The sequence below is a fragment of the Aquitalea sp. USM4 genome (assembly GCF_004328945.1).
Classification (GTDB): domain Bacteria; phylum Pseudomonadota; class Gammaproteobacteria; order Burkholderiales; family Chromobacteriaceae; genus Aquitalea; species Aquitalea pelogenes.
Genome location: NZ_CP029539.1, coordinates 2523327 through 2546986, shown reverse-complemented (window position 1 = coordinate 2546986; position 23660 = coordinate 2523327). Strand labels below are relative to the sequence as shown.

The following is a 23660-nucleotide window of genomic DNA, read 5'->3' as shown; positions in this document are numbered from 1 at the left end:
TTTTCGGTGTTTACCAGCGCAAATTACTTGGTGGTAACTTTAACGGCGTCGATTACAACATCAACACGACGATCCGGCTCGATGCAGGCCTTGATTTCTGCATTCTGCTTCTTGTTCTTGGCGTATTTCGGGAACTTGGCCTTGCACTCGTCAGTCATCTTGGCATCAGCCTTGCCCTTGCCTACGGCAGTAACCTTCTCAGCCGGTACACCAGCGTCAACGAAGTAAGCCTTAACAGCATCAGCACGCTTCTGGGACAGAGCGTTGTTCAGCTTGTCGGAACCCATAAAGTCGGTGTAACCGTCGATTTCAACACCGTTCAGATGACCTTCACCAGCGTGAGCCTTCAGCTTGGCAACCAGCGGATCCAGTTCGCTCTTGGCATCCGGACGCAGGGTAGCCTTGTCGAAGTTGAACAGAACCTTGGCGGACAGGGTTACGTGTTCCTTCACAGAAACCGGAGCAGCCTTCGGAGCCTGAGCTACCGGAGCAGCCGGTTTGGCAGCTTCGCGATCACCACACTCAACCAGGCCGTCCTTGGCCTTGTCGAAGTAAGCGGTATGCCAGCATTCGCCATAGTTATTACGGGAAACGGCATCGGTGGATTGATCAACGGTGTAGCCCGGCTTAGCTGCGAACGCGCTAGCGGAAACCAGCAGAGCAGCAACCAAGGCGCTCAGTTTCAGCTGTTTAGTCATATTATTCCCTCTTTTATCTATGAATCGGTATTGATGCGGTTGACGCAAACACCACGCGGACAATTCTACTGCAAACAACAGGGTAAGCGCCAAACTGTGTTTATGCAGTTAACGGGCACTATAGAAATGCGTCTATCCGGTGTCAACACAGCACGACGGCAAAAGCAGCGGAATTGTTGCAGAAAAGCATCATAAATCTGCAGCCAAGCCGTCATTCTGTCTCATTCACACGACACTATCACTGAGATGTTACACGCCGACGAAACAGCGGAACAGGTTCCCTGTGTGTCGATTGGTAACGTTCCGTGAAGGTGTCATATCCGGCCAGCGCACCATCAGTGTCCTTGCCATCCTTGATTTCGAAGGCATTGAAGCCGACTTGCCACAGATAGTGCAGCAAATCCACCCATACGTCGCCGAGCGCTCTTAGCTCACCGGCATAGCTGTAGCGCTCCCGCAACAAGCGACCGAGACTGTAACCGCGACCATCCGTAAAGGCCGGGAAATCGACCGCAACCAGAGGCAAGTCCGGCAAATCAGCGGCCAACAAGGCCGGATCGGCATCTGGAGCCAGCCACACTGCCGTTTTGCCAACCCGGCCCTGCCAGGCAGACTTGTCCGCCAGCCACAATGCAAGGGGAACGATCACATCGACATCCGCAGCCACTTGCGGGTATTGGCCTTGCTCATCAGCACGCAATACCTGCCAGCTGTCCTGCGTAATTTGTCCATCCTTAATGATGCTTCGCATACACGCGCTCCTTGAAGGGGTCGAGGCCGATACGGCGTACGGTTTCAATAAAGCGCTCTCCGTTTGTGCGCTGCTCCAGATAGACCGTCATGATTTTTTCAAAAGCCAGTGGCACATCAGCCTGGGCAAAGGAGGGGCCGATTACCTTGCCGATGGTGGTATGACTTCCCTGACTGCCGCCCAGCGTAATCTGATACCACTCCTCACCATTCTTATCCACACCAAGAATGCCGATATTACCGATGTGATGGTGACCGCAAGCGTTCATGCAGCCGGAGAAATTGCAATCAATCTCGCCGAGGTCGAACAGGTAATCCAGATCCTCAAAGCGGGTCTGGATGGCTTCAGCAACCGGAATGGAACGCGCATTGGCCAGGCTGCAGAAGTCACCGCCAGGGCAGCAGATGATGTCGGTGAGCAAACCGACATTGGGGGTGGCAAAGCCCTGGCTCTTGGCCAGTTGCCATACTTCATACAAGTCCCGTTCGCGTACATCCGGCAGGATCAGGTTCTGCTCATGCGCCACACGAAGCTCACCATAGCCAAAGCGGTCCGCCCAGTCGGCAGCGGCGTCCATCTGTTCTGCGGTGATATCGCCCGGCGGTACGCCGGTCTTCTTCAATGACAGTACGACAGAACGATAACCGGCCTGTTTGTGAGGACGGGTGTTGCGCTCCAGCCAACGGGCAAATGCAGGCTCTGCAGCCAGTTTTTCTGTCAGTTCTGGCGGATTGGACTGCAGCACCTCATAGGCCGGATCGGTGAAGTAACTGGCGTAATGGGCCACATCCACATCGCGCAGGGTGGATGGGCCATCTTTCAGATGCAGCCATTCGTCTTCGACCTTGGCAGCAAAGCCCTCAACAGTCATGGCTTTGACCAGAATCTTGATCCGCGCCTTGTACTTGTTGTCACGGCGACCAAAACGGTTATAAACGCGCAGCACCGCATCCAGATAGGTCAGCAGATGGCGGGTGGGCAGGAATTCCTTCACCACTTCGCCAACAATCGGGGTGCGCCCCAGACCACCGCCGACAATCACCTTGAAGCCGACTTCACCCGCCTCATTGCGCACTACATGAAGGCCGATGTCGTGTACTTGCGTTGCGGCACGGTCTTCCACGCTGCCGGATACGGCAATCTTGAACTTGCGCGGCAGGAAGGCAAATTCCGGGTGCAGGGTGCTCCACTGGCGGATGATTTCGCAGTAGGCACGCGGATCGAGCAATTCGTCCTGGGCGACGCCGGCAAAGGCATCCGTGGTGGTATTACGCACGCAGTTGCCCGAAGTCTGGATGGCATGCATTTCCACTTCGGCCAGTTCAGCCAGAATATCCGGCACGCGCGCCAGTTCCGGCCAGTTGAACTGGATGTTCTGACGCGTGGTGAAGTGAGCGTAGTTCCTGTCGTAGGTGCGGGCAATGTGCGCCAGCTTGCGCAGTTGACGGCTGGACAGGTGACCATAGGGAATGGCCACGCGCAGCATGGGCGCATGGCGCTGCACATACAGGCCATTCATCAGGCGCAGTGGGCGGAATTCGTCTTCAGTCAGCGCGCCGCTCAGAAAGCGCTGGGTCTGATCGCGAAACTGTTCAACTCTCTCGCGCACAATGCGATGGTCTACTTCATCATAACGGTACATGGTTGCTTGTCCTTGGGTAAGGTTGGCCTGGTAGGAACGGCCAGCCTTATGCTGGGCGCTTGAGAGGACTGGATTTGATGTGCAGTCCGCACTCTTTCGATTCCGGGTTTTCCCACCACCAGCGTCCGGCTCGCACATCTTCGCCAACGGTGATCGCGCGGGTGCAAGGGGCGCAGCCAATGGAGGGATATCGCTGATCATGCAGGGCGTTGTACGGCACATCGTTGCTGCGGATGTATTCCCATACTTCGGCCTCGGTCCACTCGATCAGCGGATTGAATTTCATCAAGCCGTTGTCTGCGTCAAACTCCTGATTACCCAGATCTTGCCGGGTGGGCGACTGTTCGCGTCGCAGGCCGGTGATCCATGCCGACTTGCCTGCCAAGGCGCGCTTCAGCGGCTCGATCTTGCGGATCTGGCAACAGGACTTGCGCAATTCGACGCTTTGATAGAAACCGTTGATGCCATGGGTGTTGACATAGCTTTCGGTCGCCGCGGTTTCCGGAAAGTAGACCTTGACCGCTACCGCAGGGTAACGCTCGGCAACCTGCTGCATCAGGGAATAGGTTTCGGCAGGCAGGCGACCGGTGTCCAGGCTGAACACCTGCAGCGGCAGGGACAGGCGGGCGATCAGGTCGGTCAGCACCATGTCTTCGGCACCATAGCTGTTGGCCAGCACTGCGTCAGGGTGTTTGGCGGCAATTTCGGTCAACAGGGCTTGAGTTGCTGCAAGTTTTACATCCAGGCTCATCGAGCGCTCCACGAATAGGTAAAGTCTGGCTAGGGCATCATCCTACCCAAGCCCTATATAAACCTAAAAGAATATTGTGTTAGTATTTAATGCCTACAGGTTTTATGGAATATGCCCGTCTTATGAAACTGCAACAGCTGCGCTATCTGGTCGAAGTGGCCAAACAGGGTCTGAACGTGTCCGAAGCGGCAGAGAAACTGCACACTTCGCAACCGGGCATTTCCAAACAAATCCGCTTGCTGGAAGACGAGCTGGGCATCCAGGTGTTCATCCGCAATGGCAAGCGCGTGGTTTCGGTATCTGAACCGGGCAAGGAAGTGTTGCGCATTTCCGAGCGCATCCTGCGCGAAGCGCAAAACCTGAAGCGCGTGGGGGATGAATTTTCGCGCGAATCGGAAGGTGCACTCACCATTGCCACCACCCACACCCAGGCACGCTATGCCCTGCCCCCCACCATTGCCGCTTTCGTGCAACGCTATCCCAAGGTCAAGCTGTCGATCAAGCAAGGCAGCCCCACCCAGATTTGCGAGATGGTGGTTTCCGGCGAGGCGGACCTGGCCGTGGCCACCGAGGGCATCGCTCTTTATAAAGAGCTGGCCATGCTGCCTTGCTATGAGTGGAACCGCTCGGTGGTTGTCCCGCAAGACCACCCCTTGTTGCAGCTGGATCGCCCGCTCACCCTGGCTGACATCGCCAGCTATCCGATTGTCACCTACGACTTTGCCTTTGCCGGCCGTTCAAAGATCAACAAAGCCTTTGCCGACCAGGGCCTCAGCCCCAATGTCGTGCTGACCGCCATCGATACTGATGTGATCAAGACCTATGTTGCCCTGGGCCTGGGCATCGGCATCATCGCCAGCATGGCATTCGAGCCCAATCGCGATGCCGGCTTGCGCATTATTGACGCAGGACATCTGTTCGAGCCGTCCACTACCAAGATCGGCATTCGCAAGGACGCCTACCTGCGCGGCTTTGCCTATACCTTTGTCGAACTGTTTGCGCCGCATCTGCACCGCCGTGAAGTGGAAGCAGCCCTGCTTGCCCATGACAGCGACCTGGACGACTAAGACCCGACAACACCCCTACATTCCAGCGTTGCGCCTTCCTGCTTCAGGGGCGCAGTACTATTTTATTAGCCACTGCACACAGCAGGCTCAACGCTCCGACAAGCAAACGCCCCGGCATGCCGGGGCGTTTTTGCTGCGTCGAACTGCTGCTTACAGAGTCAGGCCGCCGGTTACTTCAATGGCAGCACCATTGATGTAGCTGGCTTCGTCCGATGCCAGGAAGGCATAGACGTTGGCGATTTCGCTCGGATCTGCCATACGCTTCATCGGCACCTTGTCTTCCATGGCCTGGATGACTTTTTCCGGCATGGATTTCAGGATGGGCGTTGCCACAAAGCCCGGGCATACGGCGTTGGCACGGATGCCTTTCTTGCCCAATTCCTTGGCCCAGGTTTTGACAAAGCCGATCACGCCAAACTTGGTGGCTGCGTAGTTGGTCTGGCCAAAGTTGCCATATACGCCAACAACGGAGGAGGCGTTCAGGATCACACCGCCACCCTGTTCAACCATGGTATCCACCACGGCGCGGGCGCAGTTGTAAACGCCCTTCAGGTTGATGTCGATCACCTTGTCGAACTGGTCGTCGGTCATCTTGATCAGCTGGGCATCCATCACGATACCAGCATTGTTAACCAGCACGTCGATGCGGCCAAAACGGTTTTTCAGATCGCCAACCATATCGGCAATCTGCGCCTTGTCCGTGACATTGACCAGGTAGCCTACAGCTTCCCCGCCCTGAGCCTTGAGTTCTTCCACCACAACATTCACGGCATCGATGTTCAGGTCACAGACGGCAACAATGGCACCTTCCTTGACAAACTTCTCTGCAGTCGCCTTACCGATACCGCTGGCAGCGCCAGTGATGATGGAGACTTTCCCTTTCAATCGCATGGTTCTTCCTTCATTAACTTGAGGTTGCAGGCAACCCGGTGTCGGGTCGACTTTCGGGCTCCACCATCGACCCATTCAAGATCGGGTTCCTGTTTGGTCTTGTCGTTATTATGTTTTTGCTACAAAAAAAGGGAGCATCGTGTGCTATTTTGCAGCGCAACACGATGTCGCACTGCAATATAGCGCACCTGCTCCCGTCGGTAAAGCAATCGCTCTAGCCCGCCTGTCAACAGGACAAAGGCATTGAATAAAGAGCGATTTCCGGCTTATTCCAGACCCTTGCTGGCCAGGTAGTCTTCGTAATTGCCAGTGTAATAGTCATAACCACCCTTGCCATCCAGCTCCAGCACATGGGTAGCCAGCGAGCTGACGAACTGACGGTCGTGCGAGACGAAAATCAGCGTGCCCTTGTACTTTTCCAGCGCCATGTTCAGGGATTCGATCGACTCCATGTCCATGTGGTTGGTCGGTTCGTCCATGATCATCACGTTCGGCTTTTGCAGGATCAGCTTGCCATACAGCATGCGGCCCTTTTCACCACCGGAGAGAACACGTACCGGCTTGGTCACCTCGTCACCGCCGAACAGCAGACGACCCAGCGTGCCACGAATGACCTGCTCGTCGTCGCCTTCCTGTCCCCACTCGCGCATCCACTCGGTCAGGTTCATGTCGGTGTCGAAGTCGGCTTCGTGGTCTTGTGCGAAATAACCGATCTGGGCTTTTTCCGCCCATTTGATATTGCCGTAGTCTGCAGTCAGCCCTTCGGCAAAAGCGGGTTCGAATGCACCAGCCAGCAGCTTGACCAGCGAGGTTTTACCTGCGCCGTTAGGGCCAATCACGGCAAGACGGGCACCTGCTTCCAGAATGAAGCTCATGTCCTTGAACAGTACCTTGCTGTCGTAGGCCTTGCTCAGGCTTTCCACTTCAACAGCCTGACGGTGCAGCTTGAACTTGTCGTCGGTCTCGAAACGGATGAACGGGTTTTGGCGGCTGGAAGGCTTCACCTCCACCATTTCCGACTTCAACTTGTCCACCTGCTTCAGACGGGAAGTAGCCTGACGCGCCTTGGACTTGTTGGCCGAGAAACGGGCCACGAATTCCTGCAGTTCCTGGATACGTTCCTTGGCCTTGCTGTTGGAGGACAGCTGACGTTCGCGAGCCTGGGCCGAGGCAATCATGTAGTCATCATAATTACCCGGATAGATACGGATGGTGTTGTAGTCCAGGTCCGCCATGTGGGTACATACGGAATTCAGGAAGTGGCGGTCGTGGGAAATGATGATCATGGTGGAGTTGCGCTCGTTCAGCACATGCTCCAGCCAGCGAATGGTGTTGATGTCCAGGTTGTTGGTCGGTTCGTCCAGCAACAGGATGTCCGGGTTGGAGAACAGCGCCTGCGCCAGGAGCACACGCAGCTTCCAGCCAGGTGCCACTTCACTCATCGGACCAAAGTGCTGCTCCACCGGAATGCCCACACCCATCAGCAGTTCGCCGGCACGTGCTTCGGCAGTGTAGCCATCATATTCGGCAAACTTGGCCTCCAGCTCGGCCGCGTGCATGTAGTCTTCTTCGGTGGCTTCGAGATTGGCATAAATGGCGTCACGCTCGCTCATTGCCGCCCACATCTCGGTATGGCCCATCATCACCACATCGATGACGCGCTGGTCTTCGTAGGCAAACTGGTCCTGGCGCAGCTTACCCAGTCGCAGGCCGTTCTCAATGGCCACTTCACCGCTGGTCTGCTCCAGGTCGCCACCCAGAATCTTCATGAAAGTCGATTTGCCGGAACCGTTGGCACCAATCAGGCCATAACGGTTGCCTTCGCCAAACTTGACGGAAACCTTTTCAAACAAAGGCTTCACGCCAAACTGCATGGTAATGTTGCTTGTCGTAATCACGCTTGGGATCCTTCAGCCAATCCAGCCGTAAGTATCGGAAAAACCGTGGATTCTAACACATCAGCACGACATTCCGGCGCTTGGCACCAAATGCAATGACATGCTTTTGACCCGTAGGGGAATTCCGCTACAATCGAAGACTTTGAATCCTCATCCCTAGATATAGGCAGAACTATGCTTACCGGTAGCTTGGTTGCCCTGGTCACCCCGATGTCCGCAGATGGTCGGGTCGACTTCGAATCCCTTTCCCGCCTGGTCGATTTCCACATCGACAACGGCACCAGCGGCATCGTTGCCGTTGGTACCACTGGTGAATCCGCCACCCTTGCTGTTGATGAACACATCGCCGTCGTTGAAGCCGTCATCAAACAGGCCAAGGGCCGCGTCAAGGTTATCGCCGGCACCGGGGCAAACTCCACCGCCGAAGCCATCGAACTGGCAGCCCATGCCAAGCAGGCCGGTGCCGACATGACCCTTTCCGTGGTGCCCTACTACAACAAGCCGACGCAGGAAGGCATGTACCGCCATTTCCGCGCAATTGCTGAAAGTGTCGACATTCCGGTAATCCTGTACAACGTACCGGGTCGTACCGTTGCCGACATGAACAATGACACCGTACTGCGCCTCACCGAAGTGCCCGGCATCATCGGGCTGAAGGATGCAACAGGCGATATCGGCCGCGCTTGCGACCTGATCAGCCGTGTCCCGAAAAACTTCGCGCTGTACTCCGGCGATGATGCAACCGGCATGGCATTCATGCTGTGTGGTGGTAATGGCGTCATCTCCGTCACCTCCAACGTTGCACCGAAGCTGATGAGCCAGATGTGTGACGCCGCCATTGCCGGTAAGGCGGCCTTGGCACGCGAACTGAACGACAAGTTGCAAGGTCTGCACAAGCAGCTGTTTGCCGAACCCAACCCGATTCCGGCCAAATGGGTACTGCAAGAGCTGGGCATGATTCCTGCAGGCATCCGCCTTCCCCTTCATGTGATGTCGGAAAGCCTGCGCCCGCAGCTGACGGCCGCCATGAAGCAGGCTGAACTCATTTAAACCCCCTGACGACAAGGGAGTCCGCATGAAACGAAGCGCGCCCGCCGCGATTCTGCTTGCAACCGGCATTCTCGCTGGTTGCAGCACCTCCAACCCGCTGGAAAAGAAACTGGACTACAAGTCCGCTGAACCGCCCAAAGCGGGCAACACCCTGGAAGTGCCGCCGGACCTGACCGCGCCGCAAATCCAGAACAAATATGTCATTCCGGCCACTGGCAGTGCTTCTGCCCTGGCCAGCAGCAATGCCGTGGCAGCCACCCAGCAAGCCGCCGCCGTTCAGGCTGCCGTGACTGGCAATACTGTTGCCGTCAACAGTATCGACAACATCACCATGGAACGTGCCGGCACTCAGCGCTGGCTTGAGGTGAAGGGCAAATCGCCGGCAGAACTGTGGCCGGTATTGAAAGCTTTCTGGCAGGAAAACGGTTTTGTCATCAAGACCGAAGAGCCTGACCTTGGCATCATGGAAACCGACTGGGCGGAAAACCGCGCCAAGCTGCCGTCCGATGGTATTCGCAAGCTGATGGAAACGGTTGGCCTGGGTGGTGCAATGTCCACTCCGGAGCGAGACAAATTCCGCATCCGCCTGGAAAAGACCGCCAACGGCACCGAGATCTACTTCTCGCACCGCGGCATGTACGAAACCTTCATCAACGAAGGCAAATCGGACACCATGTGGCAGCCGCGTCCGGTTGATCCCAATCTGGAAGCCGAGCTGCTCGGTCGCTTCATGATCCGCATGGGTATCAATGAAGAGAAGGCCAAGGAAGCAATCAAGAAAACCCAGGTGGTTGCCGACAAGCCGAAAGACAGCATTGTTAACGGCACACTCAACATCAACGACGGTTTTGACCGTGCCTGGCGTCGTGTAGGCCTGGCGCTGGATCGTATTGGTCTGGTGGTCAATGATCGCGACCGTTCACAAGGTATTTACTTCGTGAAACCCGCCAAGGGCGAACTGGACAAGGAAGAATCGTCCAGCGGTGGTTTCTGGTCCGGCCTCGCCTTCTGGAAGAGCAAGGACGCCGATCAGAAAGCAAATTCCGGCGCGCCGGAATATCGCGTGGTAGTCAAGGAAGAAGGCAACGGTACCAGCTCCCTGGTGGTACAGAACAAGCAAGGTCAGGTTCTTTCCGACAGCTTTGCCAAATCCGTCCTATCCAAATTGCAGACCGAGTTGCAGTAAGCAACTGCTGCCGCAGCAAAAAAAAGCCCGCTTCCGCGGGCTTTTTTCATTTGATGCCTCACATCTGCCATACAACAGCAAATAACGGACATAAAAAAACCGGCCGAAGCCGGTTTTTTGGTGCTTTCGCGCTGAATTACTGAGCAGCGGAAGCAGCCGGAGCGGAAGCAGCAGCAGCGGAAGCGTCAGCAGCCGGAGCGGAAGCATCAGCAGCCGGAGCGGAAGCGTCAGCAGCCGGAGCGGAAGCTTCAACAGCAGGAGCGGAAGCTTCAGCCGGAGCATCAGCCTTCTTACCGCAAGCGGACAGAGCAACGGCCAGCAGGGCAGCAACGAGGAGCGACTGTTTCATTTTTTCTTGACCTTTAAAGATAAGTTAACAAGACGTCAATTTAATCGCCCAAGCTGTATTTGGAAATGACTGGGCGACTGAAAATCTTTCAGTGCGCAAATTGTATCACGAAAAAAATTGCTGTGTAGGGGGGGAGAGTAGCAAAAATGCCACCAATCGCCCGGCAACCTTCCGCAGTGCAACATTCACGGCAAAATGAGCGTTTGAACGCCGATGCTTGCCGCTTGGATGCCTTGCCATGTGTACATTTGAACATCTGATGTGGTTATTTTGCTACAGACGGCGACAAATGCCAATATCCATCGAGATATCCTTCGTACAGCACACCCAATAACGACGGCCTGATGTCGGCTGCCGACAAATGACGCTGATTGGCAAACTGTTGCCACACCGCAACATCAGCCGGTTCGATTTCGAGAACATCGCCATTGCAATAGAACATTTCCTGATGGAACAGGATCAGGCTCTTGCGGTCCAGTTCGACGCCATGCCGGGAAACTTTATTGGCAAATTCATCTTCATCCAGTTCGTCGTCAGGCGAATCGTAGAAGACATGTGGCTTAGGCTCAGTCAGGTAGTGACCCAGGAAATCGCTCACCGTGTCTTTGTTCCAGACAATCTGGCTGAGCATCTGGCTGACTTTGTCCACCATTTCTTCACTGATGCGGGCCGGATCGGGCTGGCGTTTCAACTCCGGGTCGGCATAGCGCCCATCAAGGCAGATGTGGTCTTGCAGATAAACCAGGAACTGCGTGGCCAGCTCCTGCGCCGGGGCCGCGCGAAAACCGATTGAATAGGTCATGCCCGGTTCGAGTGCGACACCGTAATGCGCGCATTTGGGCGGCAAATACAGCATGTCGCCGTGCTCCAGCACGAACTCCTCTTCGACACGAAAATCCTGCAGCACGCGGATGGGGGCATCCGGGATGAAGTCGTCATCAGCCTGCGAGGAAATCTGCCAGCGCTTTTTGCCACCGACTTGCAGCAGGAATACATCGTAAGAATCGAAATGCGGACCAACCGTGCCACCCGGAGGTGCATAACTGATCATCAGGTCATCCAGCCTGGCAAACGGGATGAAATCGAATTGCCACAGAATCTTGTCGATATGCGGCAAATGATGATTCACATTCTGCACCAGTATGGTCCAGTCGGTTTCACCCAGCTTGCGAAAGCGTGCCGGACGGAAAGGCCCGCGCTCCAGATGCCAGCGGCCATTACGGTTTTCGATCAGGCGGGACTCGACATCTTCCTGCATCGCCAGCTCGGACAGACATTTGAAATCGACATGGGGACCGACATCAGTCAGCGCACCACGAATCAGCAAGGGCTTTTTTTGCCAGTATTCTTTGAGAAAGGCGTCTGGGGTAAGGCCACCCAGTAATGTCATCGGTTTCATGGCAGTTTCACGGGCTTGTGAGCCCTTCTATGGTTTACAATACGTTCAAGCGGCTGTTCCGCACCATTCCTTGCAGGAGAGGGAATTTCTGTGCCCCCTGCCCTGTCAAGATTTTTCATTTCATCCCGGACAATTTCTGATGCAAATCGCCAAAGATACCGTCGTTACCCTCCACTACGAGATGTTCGACGCGGAAAACAACCTCCTCGACAAGACCGAAGAGCCGATTGCTTACCTGCACGGTGGCTATGATGGCATTTTCCCGCTGGTGGAAGAGGCCCTGCACGGCAAGAATGTTGGCGACTCTGTCGACGTCAAGCTGAGCCCGGATGACGCTTTCGGCGACCCGGAAGAAGAACTGGTTCGCGTTGAAGACCTGGACGTGTTCCCGGCTGACGTGGAAGTCGGCATGATGTTTGAAGCTGACGACCCGGAAACCGGCGACGTTCTGCTGTTCCGTGTGACCGACATCGCCGACGGCAAGGCCATCGTGGATGCCAACCACCCGCTGGCCGGCCAGACCATCCGCTTTGTTGCCAAAGTTACCGAAGTACGTGCCGCCAGTGCTGAAGAACTCAGCCACGGCCACGTTCACGGTGCACACGGTCATCACCACTAAGCAATAAACGGGTAATCGTTTCGTATTGCCCGACTGACACTGGCGCTTCCCTGTCTGGTAACGGACTGGCGAAGCGCCAGTTTCATTTTCAATGCCATCGGCCTTGCCGATCGCACGAATACGGCACTGTCGGTCTGCTGGTTGACGGGCAACAGCATGCCGTCAGAATCGCATTTGTCACTTGATACAGGGCAAAGGATGTCGATGACGGATAAAGCGTCCATCCGGCTGCGTCATGGCACTCCTGCACATGCACGCTGAACGGCAGCGGCTTATGGTGCAGGCATCTGCCCCAGCGTGACACGATCCAGACCGGCCAGGTCTGCCAGGGTTTCAACTTGCTGCAATCCTGCTTGCCGCAGCAAGTCCCGCACTGCCGGGCCCTGATCATAACCATGTTCCAGCATGATCCATGCTCCAGCCTTCAGCCGGGACGGTGCACCGTCAATAATGGCGCGCAGGCACATCAACCCGTCAGCCTCATCAGTCAGGGCCATGCGCGGTTCGAAACGGACATCGCCCTCATCCAGATGGTGATCGTGCTGCTCGATATACGGCGGGTTGGAAACAATCAGGTCAAACTCCCCCTGCCCTGCCAATGGCTGATACCAGCTTCCCAGGCGAAACTGGACCTCGGCACCCAGCTGCTGGGCATTGCCACTGGCAACCTCAAGCGCGGCCGGAGACAAATCCACCGCCTGTACCTGCCATGCCGGCGCTTCCAGCGCCAGGGTGATGGCGATGGCACCACTGCCGCAGCCCAGGTCCAGCACACGCTTTGGTTCAAGGGTGGCCACGCGCTGCAAGGCGGCTTCTACCAGATGCTCGGTTTCCGGCCGGGGAATCAACACCGCAGGGCTGACACGAAACGGGCGGCCATAAAATTCGCGCTCGCCCAGCAAATAGGCCATCGGCTCACCTTGCAGGCGGCGCTGTGCCAACTGCTCGAAACGCGCGGCTTCGTCTTCCGTGAGCGGCAGGTCCGGGTCTGCAATCATGCGGGCATGGGTCAGGCCTGGGCGGACATGCTGCAACAGCATGCGTGCTTCAAGACGTGGCAGGGAATGGCAGCGCAGTGCCTGTTCAAGTGTCAGCATGATTCATCATCAAAGCAGGAAAAGGGTGGCAAGCCCAAGGAAAATGAAAAAGCCACCAGAGTCGGTACATGCAGTGATCAGCACGCTGGAGCCCAGCGCCGGGTCACGTCCCAGCTTTTGCATCAGCGAGGGAATCAGCACGCCCATGGTGGCGGCCAGCATCAGGTTGAGCGTCATGGCAGCCAGCATGACCAGGCCCAGTGACAGGCGGCCATACAGCATCCAGGCGATGAGGCCAATTGCGCCGCCCCAGATCAGGCCATTGAAGATGCTGACGCCCAGTTCCTTGCGCCACAAGCGCCAGGCCTGATTCACCTGCATCTGCCCCATGGCCAGGGCGCGTACGATCATGGTGATGGTCTGATTGCCGGAGTTACCGCCAATGCCCGCCACAATGGGCATCAGGGCGGCCAGCGCCACCAGCTGGTTAATGGAGTGTTCGAATGCGCCAATCACCCGCGAGGCGACAAAGGCAGTGCACAGATTGATGGCCAGCCAGGACCAGCGGTTTTTCACTGAATCAATAACCGGAGCAAACAGGTCTTCTTCTTCTTTCAGACCAGCCAGGTTCAGCACCTCACTGTCCGACTCTTCCCGCAGCACGTCCACCATTTCATCCACGGTCAGCCGTCCGATCAAGGCTCCGCGTTCATCCACTACCGGAGCGGACACCAGGTCGTAACGCTCGAAGGCCAGCGCGGCATCGCGCGCTTCGTCCTCCGGGTGAAAGGACACCACTTCGGTCGCCATCACGTCGGCCACCATGGCTTCCGGGTCTGCCACCAGCAGGCTGCGCAAGGGCAGCACGCCACAGAGTGCCTCGTTGGCATCCAGTACGAAAATCTTGTCGGTCTGGTGTGGCAGCTCGTCAAAACGGCGCAGGTAGCGCAAGACCACCTCGCAGCTGACATCAGCCCGGATTTTCACCAGTTCAAAATCCATCAGCGCGCCGATACTGCCTTCCGGATAGGACAGGGCCGATTGCAATTGCTGGCGCTCGGCCTCGTCCAGTTCGCCCATGACTTCATAAACCACCTGCCGTGGCAGGTCGCCGGCAAGGTCAGCCAGCTCGTCGGTATCCAGCTGGCGAGCAGCCGCCAGCAGTTCGGCCGGGGCCATGGATTCGATCAGGGTTTCCCGGACGGCATCGGAAACCTCCAGCAGGATTTCACCATCCTGCTGTGCCTTGACGCGGCCCCAAACCAGCAGCCGTTCATCCAGCGGCAAGGCTTCCAGAATGTAGGCGATATCGGCCGGATGCAGGTTTTGCAGCCTTTGTTGCAGCTCGTCCAGTGCCGGTGAGGCGGCAGGGACAATGCCATCCTCTTCGACATGCAGCGCGATCAGCCTTTGCACCTCGGCCAGGCTTTCGCTCAATCGTTCAGCAGTTTGTTTTTTTTCAATAACCGACAAGCACAACTCCTTCCGCCATGGCGACGGAGACGGGGCTACACGGTCGTAATGGCGGGAATCAACAAGGAAAAACGGGGAAGCCAGGGGCTATGGGATAACTGGGTAAGTCCATGTGCAATACCGCACCTTTTCGGCACGGCAGAACGTATAAACAGAAGCGGGATTGTAACATGAAGCCCCCTTCGCCTTCCAGCAAAGGGGGGGATCTCAAGGCAGGTCGGCAAAGGCCATGCGTCGCTGGATGATGCGGGTTTTCTTCATCAGGCCAGTGGCATTGCGATGTTCATCGTAATAACGCGGATTGGGCACCATAGCCGCCAGTTTGGCAGCCTGTCCGGCAGACAGCCGGGCAGCACTGGTATGGAAGTAGTAGCGGGCGGCAGCTTCTGCACCGAACACACCATTCCCCCACTCGATGACATTAAGGTAGATCTCGAAAATACGGCGTTTATCCAGCACCTTTTCCAGCATCACGGTAATGGCTGCTTCTTCCAGCTTGCGCCATGGTGTCTTCTTGCTGGACAGAAACAGGTTTTTCGCTAATTGCTGGCTGATGGTGGAACCACCCGCCACGATGCGCCCCTGCTTCAGATTCTTCTCGAAAGCAGCCTCGATGCCATCCCAGTCAAAACCTTCGTGATCGGCAAACTTGGCATCTTCCGCCGCAATCAACGCCCGTTTCAGGTTGGGAGAAATCTGGGCGTATGGCACCCATTTCTGCCGCAGCTCAGCCTCCGGGTCGTCTTCCTGCAATTTGGCCAACTGCTCGTTCATGAAGGCACTGGCCGCCGGGTTATGACTGCGCCAGTAGACGATATGGCCGAAAATCCACAGGTTGTACAACACAATGGCGGCCACCAGGACCGCCATGATCTTGAAAATGAGCCGCATCAAATCAGGCCAGCACTTCTCGCAACATATTGGTGACCTTGCGCGTGTCCGGTTTGACACCACGCCAGATATGGAAGGACTCGGCCGCCTGCTCCACCAGCATGCCCAGGCCATCGGCCAGCATGCCGGCATTTTCGCTTTGAGCACGCTTCAGGAAAGGCGTCAGACCCTTGCTGTACACCATGTCGTAAGCCAGGGTGCGGGCGGTGAAGATGTTGGCCGGCAGCGGCGGAATTTCATTGTGCAGGCTGGTGGAAGTACCGTTGATGATGATGTCGAAGGTTTTGCCTTCCAGTGCCTCGTAGCCACTGGCCTCCACCTCACCCCAGGGCGCGAAATGATGGGCAATGGATTCCGCCTTGATCAGGGTACGGTTGGCAATGGTCACCTTGGCCGGCTTCTGTTCCAGAATCGGTTCCAGCACGCCGCGTACGGCACCACCGGCACCCAGAATAAGGATGCTCTTGCCTTCCATCGGGAAATCGAGGTTTTCCACGATATCGCGTACCAGGCCGACGCCGTCAGTGTTGTCGCCATACACTTTGCCATCGCGGAAAGTCAGGGTATTGACGGCCTCGGCTGCGCGGGCGCGCTCGGTCACTTCCTGGGCCATGCGGAAGGCATCACCCTTGAACGGCAGGGTGACATTCAGGCCCAGGCCACCTTCTTTCACAAACTGGCCAACCACTTCGTTGAACTTGCCCAGTTCGGCAAACAGCTTTTCATATTGCACGGCTTCGCCGGTGGCTCGGGCAAACTCGCTGTGAATGAACGGCGACTGGCTATGGGAAACGGGGTTACCGATGACGGCGTAACGGTTGGTCATGATCAGCTTTCTTGGATTCCTGTGGTGCTACCGCATCGTGCGGTTCATCTGCTGAGGTAGCACTTTGCCGTGTAACGTCATAAACATCAACCGGTCAATACCCCTGTCCCAACAATTCAGGCCTGCTTCAGCCTTGCACCCACGGCAAGCCATGGGCTTTCCAGCCATTCACTACGCCGCGATGCTCATGGGCATCCTTGTCGCCCTCAAAGCCCTCCATCACGTTGTATACACGGGCATATCCGGCTGCCGCTGCCTGTACGGCCGCTTCATGCGAGCGCACGCCGCTGCGGCACATCAGCAGCAGCAAAGCCTGCTTGTCCACCGCGCCCTGCAATTGCGCAAGAAACTGCGGATTGGGCTGCATGCCGGGAAAACTGCGCAGCTCGATACGCAATGCACCGGGAACCACGCCAACAAATTGCCATTCCGCCGCACTGCGGACGTCCACCAGTACGGTGCCTTCCACTTGCTGAATGAGGTAATAGGCTTCTGTCGGTGTCAGCGCGCCCTGATAGGACAATTGCTGACTGGCGGCACGCTCTGCAGCGGTCTGCAGGATCTTGACGGTTTGTTCCATGGGCTACCTTTCTTTGTAACGGGGCCGTGCCACACTATGGTGCGCAGGGCCTGCCTGTGCGGAGCGGCTGTCAGCACCAGACAATGCACCAATATCGATCATTTGCACTTGGCAAGGCATCATTTTGGTGCACAACTTACGGCTAGCAGGACCGAACACCCTGTGACACAATGATTGAATTAGCGTTCTTAGCCTGGCACGCTTCATGCTTCAAGCGAAGCGTACCATCTTTATCAAGCAATATTGCTTTCGATGCACGTTGCCTTTAGGAGAACATTCATGGCGGTTGCAGACGTAGTCAAGCTGATTCAAGAAAACGACGTCAAGTTCGTAGACCTGCGTTTTACTGATACCCGTGGTAAAGAACAACACGTTACCATTCCGGCACACGTGCTGCTGGAAGATGCTGACGAGTGGTTCGAGCGCGGCCACGCTTTTGATGGCTCCTCCATCGCCGGCTGGAAAGGCATTCAAGCCTCCGACATGCTGCTGATGGCTGACCCGGCTACCGCCAAGATTGACCCCTTCTTTGACGAACCGACCGTATTCATGTCTTGTGACGTGATTGACCCGGCCGACGGCAAGGGCTACGACCGCGACCCGCGCTCCATCGCCAAGCGCGCTGAAGCTTACCTGAAGGCATCCGGCCTGGGCGACACCGCCTACTTCGGTCCGGAACCGGAATTCTTCGTATTCGACAGCATCACCTGGGGCACCGACATGTCCGGTTGCTTCGTGAAGATCAAGTCCGAAGAAGCTGCCTGGGCCTCCGCTGAAGAATTCGAAGGTGGCAACACCGGTCACCGTCCGGGCGTGAAGGGCGGCTACTTCCCGGTACCGCCGGTTGACTCCGCACAAGACCTGCGTTCCGCCATGGTTCTGCTGCTGGAAGAGCTGGGCGTACCGGTTGAAGTGCACCACCACGAAGTGGCCACTGCCGGCCAGATGGAAATCGGTACCAAGTTCAGCACCCTGACCCAGCGTGCCGACTGGACCCAGATCCTGAAATACGTGGTTCAGAACGTGGCACACAGCTACGGCAAGACCGCTACCTTCATGCCCAAGCCCATCGTTGGTGACAACGGTTCCGGCATGCACGTTCACCAGTCCATCTGGAAAGACGGCAAGAACCTGTTTGCTGGCGACGGCTATGCCGGCCTGTCCGACACCGCCCTGTACTACATCGGCGGTATCATCAAGCACGCCAAGGCACTGAACGCCATCACCAACCCGGGTACCAACTCCTACAAGCGTCTGGTTCCGCATTACGAAGCTCCGGTAAAACTGGCTTACTCCGCCAAGAACCGTTCCGCTTCCATCCGTATCCCGCACGTGGCAAACCCGAAGGCTCGCCGTATCGAAGCCCGCTTCCCGGATCCGCTGGCTAACCCGTACCTGTGCTTCTCCGCTCTGCTGATGGCCGGTCTGGATGGTATCCAGAACAAGATCCACCCGGGCGATGCTGCTGACAAGAACCTGTACGACCTGCCGCCGGAAGAAGACAAGCTGATCCCGACCGTGTGCGCAAGCCTGGACGAAGCCCTTGCTGCCCTGGACGCAGACCGCGACTTCCTGACTCGTGGCGGTGTGTTCTCCAACGAATGGATCGACGCCTACATCGAACTGAAGATGCAGGAAGTGAACCTGACCCGCATGACTACCCACCCGGTAGAATTTGCAATGTACTACTCCCTGTAATCGGGCGATGGCACCTTCGGGTGCCTTGCCGGATACAGAAAACCCGCGCAAGCACTGCTTGCGCGGGTTTTTTCATGTCTGCCGGCTACCGCCAGGAACACTCAGCCCGGCAACTCGGCAAACGCCTTGAGCATGGCCAGGCCATCCTGTGGCGCAACAACCAGCTGGCTGACATCAAATGCCGGATCGAACACCGGGGCAAACTGGGGGAAGCGCGCCAGTGCTTCGGGCTGCGGCACATGGAAACCCATATACCACTGGCCAAACTCACGCTGTTTGCATTCGCTGCAAAACAGGGACTCCACCTGATGATGGCGCGAATCCTGGCTGATTTTGCTGAACGCAGCCTCAACCACAGCCTCCTCCCCCTCCAACAGTTGCAAGAAGCAGCCATCGCGGTACAGCAACAGGCCGGTAATCTGCCGGGCCTGATTATTGGCCACCGACTTGTCCAGAATTGCCGTCAAATCGGCAGGAGACAGGGCTGTGGTGGCCTTGCTGGAATAAAGCAACTGAATCAGCATGGGCCGGCTTTCTGTAAAGTGCCAGGACGATGGGCTGAACGGATGACTGCAAACATTTCCTCATTACCTTCTGCATGGAGACCGGACATCAAATACAGGCACACGCCATGCCATTGGCACAAGGTGATGCCCGGGGGCATGATGACACATTCCACAGATGTACGGCATGCTGGCCGCCGCCTTGTTGTCATGCAGATGTGACGCGAGACCACCTTTTGCTTATCATAGCGTCACATCCTCCCGTTTTCACCGCAGACGCCCGACACCATGAAAACCCTTGCTTTCTGCCTGCTGCTGACTTGTGGCCTGGCCCATGCCGAGGTGTACAAATACATCGACGCCAATGGCAATGTCACCTTCACCAATGTGCCGATCAAGGGCGCCAAGCCCATGCACCTGGCACCGCTGTCCACCTATGGCGGCAGTGGCAGCGGCAAGGGCAAGGCGGCCGCCAGCGGCAAATCTGCCTCCACACCGGATGGCTACCCCAGTGTGGACAACGGTACCCAGACCAAGCGCGACGAAGGCCGCCGCAAGATTCTGGAAAACGAACTGGCCAATGAGCAAAAAGCCCTGGCTGATGCACAAAAGGCTTACACCGACGGCGCGGCTACCCGCAACGGCGATGAAACCCGCAACTACCAGAAATACCTGGACCGGGTACAAAAACTGAAGGACGCCGTCACCGAGCGCCAGAAGAATGTGGACGCATTACGCCGCGAACTGGGGCAAGCTGCATCCAATGCACAATAATGGTGCATAATTAAGGCCGATTTCGTGCATATGCGGTGCTCCGGCTTGGCGTGCTTATTGCTAATAGCCAGATGCACAGCCTCATCCGATTCGGAGCACCATGAACTCGCCCAGCTTTGCCGGCCTGGATTTACTCGACACCCCGGTCCTGATCACGCATGCCGATGGCAAACTCGAATTTGCCAATCCCGCCTGTGAAAACCTGCTGGCCATAGGCCGGCGAGAGTTGCTGCGCCACTCGCTGTTCGAGTTGCTGCAAGACAGCCCCGCCCTGCGCCAGGCATTGGCCACCGCCTTACAACACAACTCCAGTTATATCGAGCACGACCTCGAACTGCGCACACCGCATGGTGAGCAGCCGCTGCATATCGCCCTGTCGGTGACACCGATAGATGCGGAGGGTCGGCTGGCGCTGGTCGAGCTGCGACCACTGGATCAGCAACTGAAAATTGCCAATGAAGAGCGGCTTTTGCTGCAACAACAGGCTAATCGCGAGCTGATTCGTAACCTGGCGCATGAAATCAAGAACCCCTTGGGGGGAATCCGCGGTGCGGCCCAGTTGCTGGAGCATGAACTGTCAGACCGGCCGGAGCTGAAGGAATACACCGAAGTCATCCAGGAAGAAGCCCTGCGCCTGCAATCGCTGGTAGACCGCCTGCTGGCCCCGCATCGCCGCCATGTGCGCAGCGAAATCAATATCCACGAAGTGCTGGAACGGGTGCGCAGCATTGCGCTGGCCGAGTATCCACAGGGCCTCGTCATCCGCCGCGACTACGACACCAGCCTGCCGCACATGGTGGCGGACAAAGAACAGCTGATCCAGGTGGTGCTCAATATCGTCAAGAACGCGGTGCAGGCCATGAAGGCCAAGGGCGAGGTGATTTTGCGCACGCGCGTCGCCCGGCAGGTCACCCTGGCACGGAAGCGTCACGTGCTGGCATTAAAATTGCAGATTGTCGACAACGGTCCTGGTATTCCGGAAGAAATCAGGGATCACATTTTTTATCCCCTGGTTACCGGACGTGCCGAAGGCACCGGCCTGGGGCTGACACTGGCCCAGGCTTATGTACACCAGCACGGCGGCAGCATCGAATTTGAATCCCGCCCGGGCCAGACCTGCTTTACCGTGATGCTGCCCTTCAGCAACACGGACTGAACCCCATTACAGAAACGAGGGCTGCTATGAATAACCCGGTGTGGATCATTGATGACGACAAGGCCATCCGCTGGGTCCTGGAAAAGGCACTCGGCCGCAGTGGCATCGGCTTTGACAGCTTTTCCAGCGCCGATGATGCGCTGAATGCCCTGTACGACAATACACCGCGCGTCATCATTTCCGACATCCGCATGCCCGGCACCGATGGTTTGAAATTCCTCTCCCGGGTAAAGGCCGATCATCCGCAGCTGCCGGTCATCATCATGACCGCGCACTCCGACCTGGATTCGGCAGTGGCCGCCTTCCAGGGTGGTGCATTCGAATACCTGCCCAAGCCCTTTGATGTCGACCAGGCTGTGCAGCTGATCGAGCGCGCACTGGCCGAGAGCAATAGCCAGATCGAAGCCACCGGCGGCGTGGAAGCCATGCCGGTGCTGCTAGGCCAGGCACCCGCCATGCAGGACGTATTCCGCGCCATTGGCCGCTTGTCGCAATCCCATGTCACCGTGCTGATTACCGGCGAGTCCGGTACCGGCAAGGAGCGGGTGGCCGAAGCGCTGCACCGCCATTCGGTGCGCTCCAGCAAGCCTTTCATTGCCTTGAATACCGCAGCCATTCCCAAGGATTTGCTGGAGTCCGAACTGTTCGGCCATGAAAAAGGCGCTTTTACCGGCGCGCTGGCCACCCGTCGCGGCCGCTTTGAAGAGGCGGAAGGCGGCACGCTGTTTCTGGATGAAATCGGCGACATGCCCACCGAGCTGCAAACCCGCTTGCTGCGCGTGCTGTCGGACGGACACTTTTACCGCGTGGGCGGCCATGTGCCGATCAAGGCCAATGTGCGGGTGATTGCCGCCACCCACCAGAATCTGGAAGACCGGGTCAAACGCGGCCTGTTCCGGGAGGACCTGTTCCACCGCCTGAATGTGATCCGCCTGCGTCTGCCGCCCTTGCGCGAACGGCGCGAGGACATCCCGCTGCTGACCCGCCATTTCCTGGCCAAGAGCGCCAGCAGTCTGGGCGTTGAGCCCAAGCGCCTGACCGAAGCGGCGATGGAAGTGATCAAGTTCCACAGCTTTACCGGTAATGTGCGCGAACTGGAAAACCTGTGTCAGTGGATTACCGTGATGGCACCGGGCCAGCAGGTGGAAGTGGGCGACTTGCCCTCCGAACTGCGCGAACCGGAAGCCATTGCACCGGCGACGGAAAGCGATGGCAGCCCGGTAGTCAGCAGCGCCGTGCACGTGGTGGACTGGACGCTGGGGCTGGCCGAAGAAGTGGCCCGTCGGCTGCGCGCCGGTGAAGTGGGCATCATCGACGACCTGACCCGCCGCTTTGAAGAAAGCTGCATCCGCACCGGGCTGGCCCACACCGGTGGCCGCAAGGTGGAAGCCGCCCATCTGCTGGGCTGGGGCCGCAACACCCTGACCCGCAAGATTCAGGAACTGGGCATGGAAGGGCATGACGAACATGCCGACCATGTCTAGGCGCTGACTGATCAGCCTGCCAGTACGGTAAGGCCGGGGAGCGTGGCGAAGCTGCGCTCCCGTACCGTGGCCAGAAAATCCTGCATGAAGGCAAGCGGTGCATCCTCGCTGCGCACCGCGGCATACAACTCGCTGCGCAGGCCGCCATCGCCAATGGTACGCGCCACCACATAGCCCTTTTCCAGATAAGGCCGCACCGCCCAGTACGGTAAGGCCGCCACCCCGCGCCGGCTGGCCACCAGCTGGATGATGGCCACCGTCAGCTCGCTGCTGCGCCGTGGCGGGTTCACCCCGGCAGGCAACAATACCTTGCGCCACAAATCCAGCATGTCATCCGGCACCGGGTACTGGATCAGCGTTTCACCGGCGAAATCTGCCGCCTGCCAGATTTTCTTTTCTGCCAGTGGATGATCCCGCGCCACGATGCCCACCATCTCGTAAGCAAACAAAGGGTGGTGCACCACACCGGCTTGCGCTTCCATTTCCGACACGATGGCCAGATCCGCCCTTTGGGTCAGCAGCAGGCTGACCGGGTCGGCATGAAAGCCGGACACGATGTCCAGCTCCACCGCAGGCCAGTGCTGGCGGTAGCTGTCCATGGCCGGCATCAGCCAGTCAAAACAGGTGTGACACTCCACCGCCACGCGCAATTCACCGGCATCGCCTTCGCGAATGCGCGCCACATCGCGCTCGGCCGCAGCCACACGGCCCAGCAGCTCATGCGCCAGCGTCAGCAGGCGTTCCCCCGCCAGGGTAAAGCGTAGCGGCTGGGTCTTGCGTTCGAACAAGGGCTGCTGATAGTAGGCCTCCAGCTGCTTTAGCTGATGCGACAAGGCGGACTGGGTGAGAAACACCCGCTCTGCCGCCAGCGACACGCTGCCGGTTTCCTGCAAGGCAATCAGGGTTCGCAAATGACGCAGTTCCAGCACAGTCGGAC

The 23660-nt window shown here is 57.4% G+C and carries 23 protein-coding genes; 8 read left to right on the top strand and 15 right to left on the bottom strand.

The window, feature by feature from the left end:
- Window positions 1-23 precede the first annotated feature (23 nt).
- The 4 genes from DKK66_RS11775 to DKK66_RS11760 all read right to left on the bottom strand — a co-directional run bounded on the left by DKK66_RS11775 (window position 24) and on the right by DKK66_RS11760 (window position 3842).
- Entirely contained in the window at window positions 24-698 is a 675-nt protein-coding gene (locus DKK66_RS11775) for an OmpA family protein (protein WP_131358251.1), read from the bottom strand.
- A gap of 238 nt (window positions 699-936) precedes the next feature.
- A complete protein-coding gene (locus tag DKK66_RS11770) occupies window positions 937-1449 on the bottom strand; it encodes a DUF934 domain-containing protein (RefSeq protein WP_045847599.1) in 513 nt (170 codons plus the stop codon).
- Window positions 1433-3091: a nitrite/sulfite reductase gene (locus DKK66_RS11765; protein WP_131358248.1), complete on the bottom strand. Its 1659-nt coding sequence runs from the start codon at window positions 3089-3091 to the stop codon at window positions 1433-1435. The genes DKK66_RS11770 and DKK66_RS11765 overlap by 17 nt, the downstream gene beginning before the upstream one ends.
- A gap of 46 nt (window positions 3092-3137) precedes the next feature.
- Window positions 3138-3842 (bottom strand): phosphoadenylyl-sulfate reductase, encoded by a 705-nt coding sequence (locus tag DKK66_RS11760; RefSeq protein WP_131358246.1) that lies wholly within the window; start codon window positions 3840-3842, stop codon window positions 3138-3140.
- A 122-nt stretch (window positions 3843-3964) separates the two neighbouring features.
- Between DKK66_RS11760 and cysB the strand changes: the two genes are divergently transcribed.
- Entirely contained in the window at window positions 3965-4909 is a 945-nt protein-coding gene (gene cysB, locus DKK66_RS11755; protein ID WP_062787463.1) for an HTH-type transcriptional regulator CysB, read from the top strand.
- A 150-nt stretch (window positions 4910-5059) separates the two neighbouring features.
- Here the strand turns inward: cysB and fabG are convergent, their stop codons facing one another.
- Both fabG and DKK66_RS11745 read right to left on the bottom strand, forming a co-directional pair.
- Window positions 5060-5800 (bottom strand): 3-oxoacyl-ACP reductase FabG, encoded by a 741-nt coding sequence (gene fabG / locus DKK66_RS11750; RefSeq protein ID WP_131358243.1) that lies wholly within the window; start codon window positions 5798-5800, stop codon window positions 5060-5062.
- Between the two features lie 266 nt (window positions 5801-6066).
- Window positions 6067-7698, bottom strand: coding sequence for an ABC-F family ATPase (locus DKK66_RS11745; RefSeq protein WP_131358240.1), 1632 nt, complete (start codon window positions 7696-7698; stop codon window positions 6067-6069).
- Between the two features lie 174 nt (window positions 7699-7872).
- Here DKK66_RS11745 and dapA point away from each other — a divergent pair, with 174 nt between their 5' ends.
- Window positions 7873-8748, top strand: coding sequence for a 4-hydroxy-tetrahydrodipicolinate synthase (gene dapA / locus DKK66_RS11740; RefSeq protein ID WP_131358238.1), 876 nt, complete (start codon window positions 7873-7875; stop codon window positions 8746-8748).
- A 25-nt stretch (window positions 8749-8773) separates the two neighbouring features.
- The gene (gene bamC / locus DKK66_RS11735) at window positions 8774-9934 is read left to right on the top strand and encodes an outer membrane protein assembly factor BamC (protein WP_131358235.1); all 1161 of its coding nucleotides are present in this window, start codon (window positions 8774-8776) and stop codon (window positions 9932-9934) included.
- A gap of 136 nt (window positions 9935-10070) precedes the next feature.
- Here bamC and DKK66_RS11730 read toward each other — a convergent pair whose 3' ends face one another.
- Both DKK66_RS11730 and DKK66_RS11725 read right to left on the bottom strand, forming a co-directional pair.
- The gene (locus tag DKK66_RS11730) at window positions 10071-10283 is read right to left on the bottom strand and encodes a hypothetical protein (RefSeq protein ID WP_045847607.1); all 213 of its coding nucleotides are present in this window, start codon (window positions 10281-10283) and stop codon (window positions 10071-10073) included.
- 265 nt (window positions 10284-10548) lie between these two features.
- Window positions 10549-11682: a cupin domain-containing protein gene (locus DKK66_RS11725; protein WP_131358232.1), complete on the bottom strand. Its 1134-nt coding sequence runs from the start codon at window positions 11680-11682 to the stop codon at window positions 10549-10551.
- 139 nt (window positions 11683-11821) lie between these two features.
- Here DKK66_RS11725 and DKK66_RS11720 point away from each other — a divergent pair, with 139 nt between their 5' ends.
- A complete protein-coding gene (locus DKK66_RS11720; protein WP_045847609.1) occupies window positions 11822-12301 on the top strand; it encodes a peptidylprolyl isomerase in 480 nt (159 codons plus the stop codon).
- A gap of 272 nt (window positions 12302-12573) precedes the next feature.
- On the opposite strand, the gene prmC is transcribed toward DKK66_RS11720, so the two are convergent.
- From prmC to DKK66_RS11695, 5 genes are all read right to left on the bottom strand, one after another.
- A complete protein-coding gene (prmC, locus tag DKK66_RS11715; RefSeq protein WP_131360988.1) occupies window positions 12574-13395 on the bottom strand; it encodes a peptide chain release factor N(5)-glutamine methyltransferase in 822 nt (273 codons plus the stop codon).
- 12 nt (window positions 13396-13407) lie between these two features.
- The gene (mgtE, locus tag DKK66_RS11710; RefSeq protein WP_370303005.1) at window positions 13408-14745 is read right to left on the bottom strand and encodes a magnesium transporter; all 1338 of its coding nucleotides are present in this window, start codon (window positions 14743-14745) and stop codon (window positions 13408-13410) included.
- Window positions 14746-15018: 273 nt separating this feature from the next.
- Window positions 15019-15705: a monofunctional biosynthetic peptidoglycan transglycosylase gene (gene mtgA / locus DKK66_RS11705; RefSeq protein ID WP_370302447.1), complete on the bottom strand. Its 687-nt coding sequence runs from the start codon at window positions 15703-15705 to the stop codon at window positions 15019-15021.
- Window position 15706: 1 nt separating this feature from the next.
- Window positions 15707-16528, bottom strand: coding sequence for a shikimate dehydrogenase (gene aroE, locus DKK66_RS11700; protein WP_131358223.1), 822 nt, complete (start codon window positions 16526-16528; stop codon window positions 15707-15709).
- Window positions 16529-16655: 127 nt separating this feature from the next.
- The gene (locus DKK66_RS11695; protein WP_131358221.1) at window positions 16656-17108 is read right to left on the bottom strand and encodes a rhodanese-like domain-containing protein; all 453 of its coding nucleotides are present in this window, start codon (window positions 17106-17108) and stop codon (window positions 16656-16658) included.
- A 279-nt stretch (window positions 17109-17387) separates the two neighbouring features.
- Between DKK66_RS11695 and glnA the strand changes: the two genes are divergently transcribed.
- Window positions 17388-18806, top strand: a complete 1419-nt coding sequence (gene glnA, locus DKK66_RS11690) for a type I glutamate--ammonia ligase (protein WP_045847615.1) — start codon at window positions 17388-17390, stop codon at window positions 18804-18806.
- Window positions 18807-18907: 101 nt separating this feature from the next.
- On the opposite strand, the gene DKK66_RS11685 is transcribed toward glnA, so the two are convergent.
- On the bottom strand, window positions 18908-19330 hold the full coding sequence (locus tag DKK66_RS11685) for a BLUF domain-containing protein (RefSeq protein ID WP_052694156.1): 423 nt from the start codon (window positions 19328-19330) through the stop codon (window positions 18908-18910).
- A 267-nt stretch (window positions 19331-19597) separates the two neighbouring features.
- On the opposite strand from DKK66_RS11685, the gene DKK66_RS11680 reads away from it, so the two are divergent.
- The 3 genes from DKK66_RS11680 to ntrC all read left to right on the top strand — a co-directional run bounded on the left by DKK66_RS11680 (window position 19598) and on the right by ntrC (window position 22723).
- Window positions 19598-20083 carry a DUF4124 domain-containing protein gene (locus DKK66_RS11680; RefSeq protein ID WP_131358219.1) on the top strand — a complete coding sequence of 162 codons (486 nt, stop codon included), beginning with the start codon at window positions 19598-19600 and terminating at the stop codon, window positions 20081-20083.
- A 100-nt stretch (window positions 20084-20183) separates the two neighbouring features.
- Window positions 20184-21239 carry a nitrogen regulation protein NR(II) gene (gene glnL, locus DKK66_RS11675; RefSeq protein WP_045847617.1) on the top strand — a complete coding sequence of 352 codons (1056 nt, stop codon included), beginning with the start codon at window positions 20184-20186 and terminating at the stop codon, window positions 21237-21239.
- Between the two features lie 26 nt (window positions 21240-21265).
- On the top strand, window positions 21266-22723 hold the full coding sequence (gene ntrC, locus DKK66_RS11670; protein ID WP_131358217.1) for a nitrogen regulation protein NR(I): 1458 nt from the start codon (window positions 21266-21268) through the stop codon (window positions 22721-22723).
- 11 nt (window positions 22724-22734) lie between these two features.
- On the opposite strand, the gene DKK66_RS11665 is transcribed toward ntrC, so the two are convergent.
- Window positions 22735-23652: a LysR family transcriptional regulator gene (locus tag DKK66_RS11665; RefSeq protein ID WP_193394062.1), complete on the bottom strand. Its 918-nt coding sequence runs from the start codon at window positions 23650-23652 to the stop codon at window positions 22735-22737.
- Between the last annotated feature and the right edge of the window lie 8 nt (window positions 23653-23660).

Bases quoted from the DNA above. Each gene is read 5' to 3' on its own strand.
- DKK66_RS11775 (WP_131358251.1), bottom strand. From the start codon at position 698: ATGACTAAACAGCTGAAACTGAGCGCCTTGGTTGCTGCTCTGCTGGTT.
- DKK66_RS11770 (WP_045847599.1), bottom strand. From the start codon at position 1,449: ATGCGAAGCATCATTAAGGATGGACAAATTACGCAGGACAGCTGGCAG.
- DKK66_RS11765 (WP_131358248.1), bottom strand. From the start codon at position 3,091: ATGTACCGTTATGATGAAGTAGACCATCGCATTGTGCGCGAGAGAGTT.
- DKK66_RS11760 (WP_131358246.1), bottom strand. From the start codon at position 3,842: ATGAGCCTGGATGTAAAACTTGCAGCAACTCAAGCCCTGTTGACCGAA.
- cysB (WP_062787463.1), top strand. From the start codon at position 3,965: ATGAAACTGCAACAGCTGCGCTATCTGGTCGAAGTGGCCAAACAGGGT.
- fabG (WP_131358243.1), bottom strand. From the start codon at position 5,800: ATGCGATTGAAAGGGAAAGTCTCCATCATCACTGGCGCTGCCAGCGGT.
- dapA (WP_131358238.1), top strand. From the start codon at position 7,873: ATGCTTACCGGTAGCTTGGTTGCCCTGGTCACCCCGATGTCCGCAGAT.
- bamC (WP_131358235.1), top strand. From the start codon at position 8,774: ATGAAACGAAGCGCGCCCGCCGCGATTCTGCTTGCAACCGGCATTCTC.
- DKK66_RS11730 (WP_045847607.1), bottom strand. From the start codon at position 10,283: ATGAAACAGTCGCTCCTCGTTGCTGCCCTGCTGGCCGTTGCTCTGTCC.
- DKK66_RS11725 (WP_131358232.1), bottom strand. From the start codon at position 11,682: ATGAAACCGATGACATTACTGGGTGGCCTTACCCCAGACGCCTTTCTC.
- DKK66_RS11720 (WP_045847609.1), top strand. From the start codon at position 11,822: ATGCAAATCGCCAAAGATACCGTCGTTACCCTCCACTACGAGATGTTC.
- aroE (WP_131358223.1), bottom strand. From the start codon at position 16,528: ATGACCAACCGTTACGCCGTCATCGGTAACCCCGTTTCCCATAGCCAG.
- DKK66_RS11695 (WP_131358221.1), bottom strand. From the start codon at position 17,108: ATGGAACAAACCGTCAAGATCCTGCAGACCGCTGCAGAGCGTGCCGCC.
- glnA (WP_045847615.1), top strand. From the start codon at position 17,388: ATGGCGGTTGCAGACGTAGTCAAGCTGATTCAAGAAAACGACGTCAAG.
- DKK66_RS11685 (WP_052694156.1), bottom strand. From the start codon at position 19,330: ATGCTGATTCAGTTGCTTTATTCCAGCAAGGCCACCACAGCCCTGTCT.
- DKK66_RS11680 (WP_131358219.1), top strand. From the start codon at position 19,598: ATGAAAACCCTTGCTTTCTGCCTGCTGCTGACTTGTGGCCTGGCCCAT.
- glnL (WP_045847617.1), top strand. From the start codon at position 20,184: ATGAACTCGCCCAGCTTTGCCGGCCTGGATTTACTCGACACCCCGGTC.
- ntrC (WP_131358217.1), top strand. From the start codon at position 21,266: ATGAATAACCCGGTGTGGATCATTGATGACGACAAGGCCATCCGCTGG.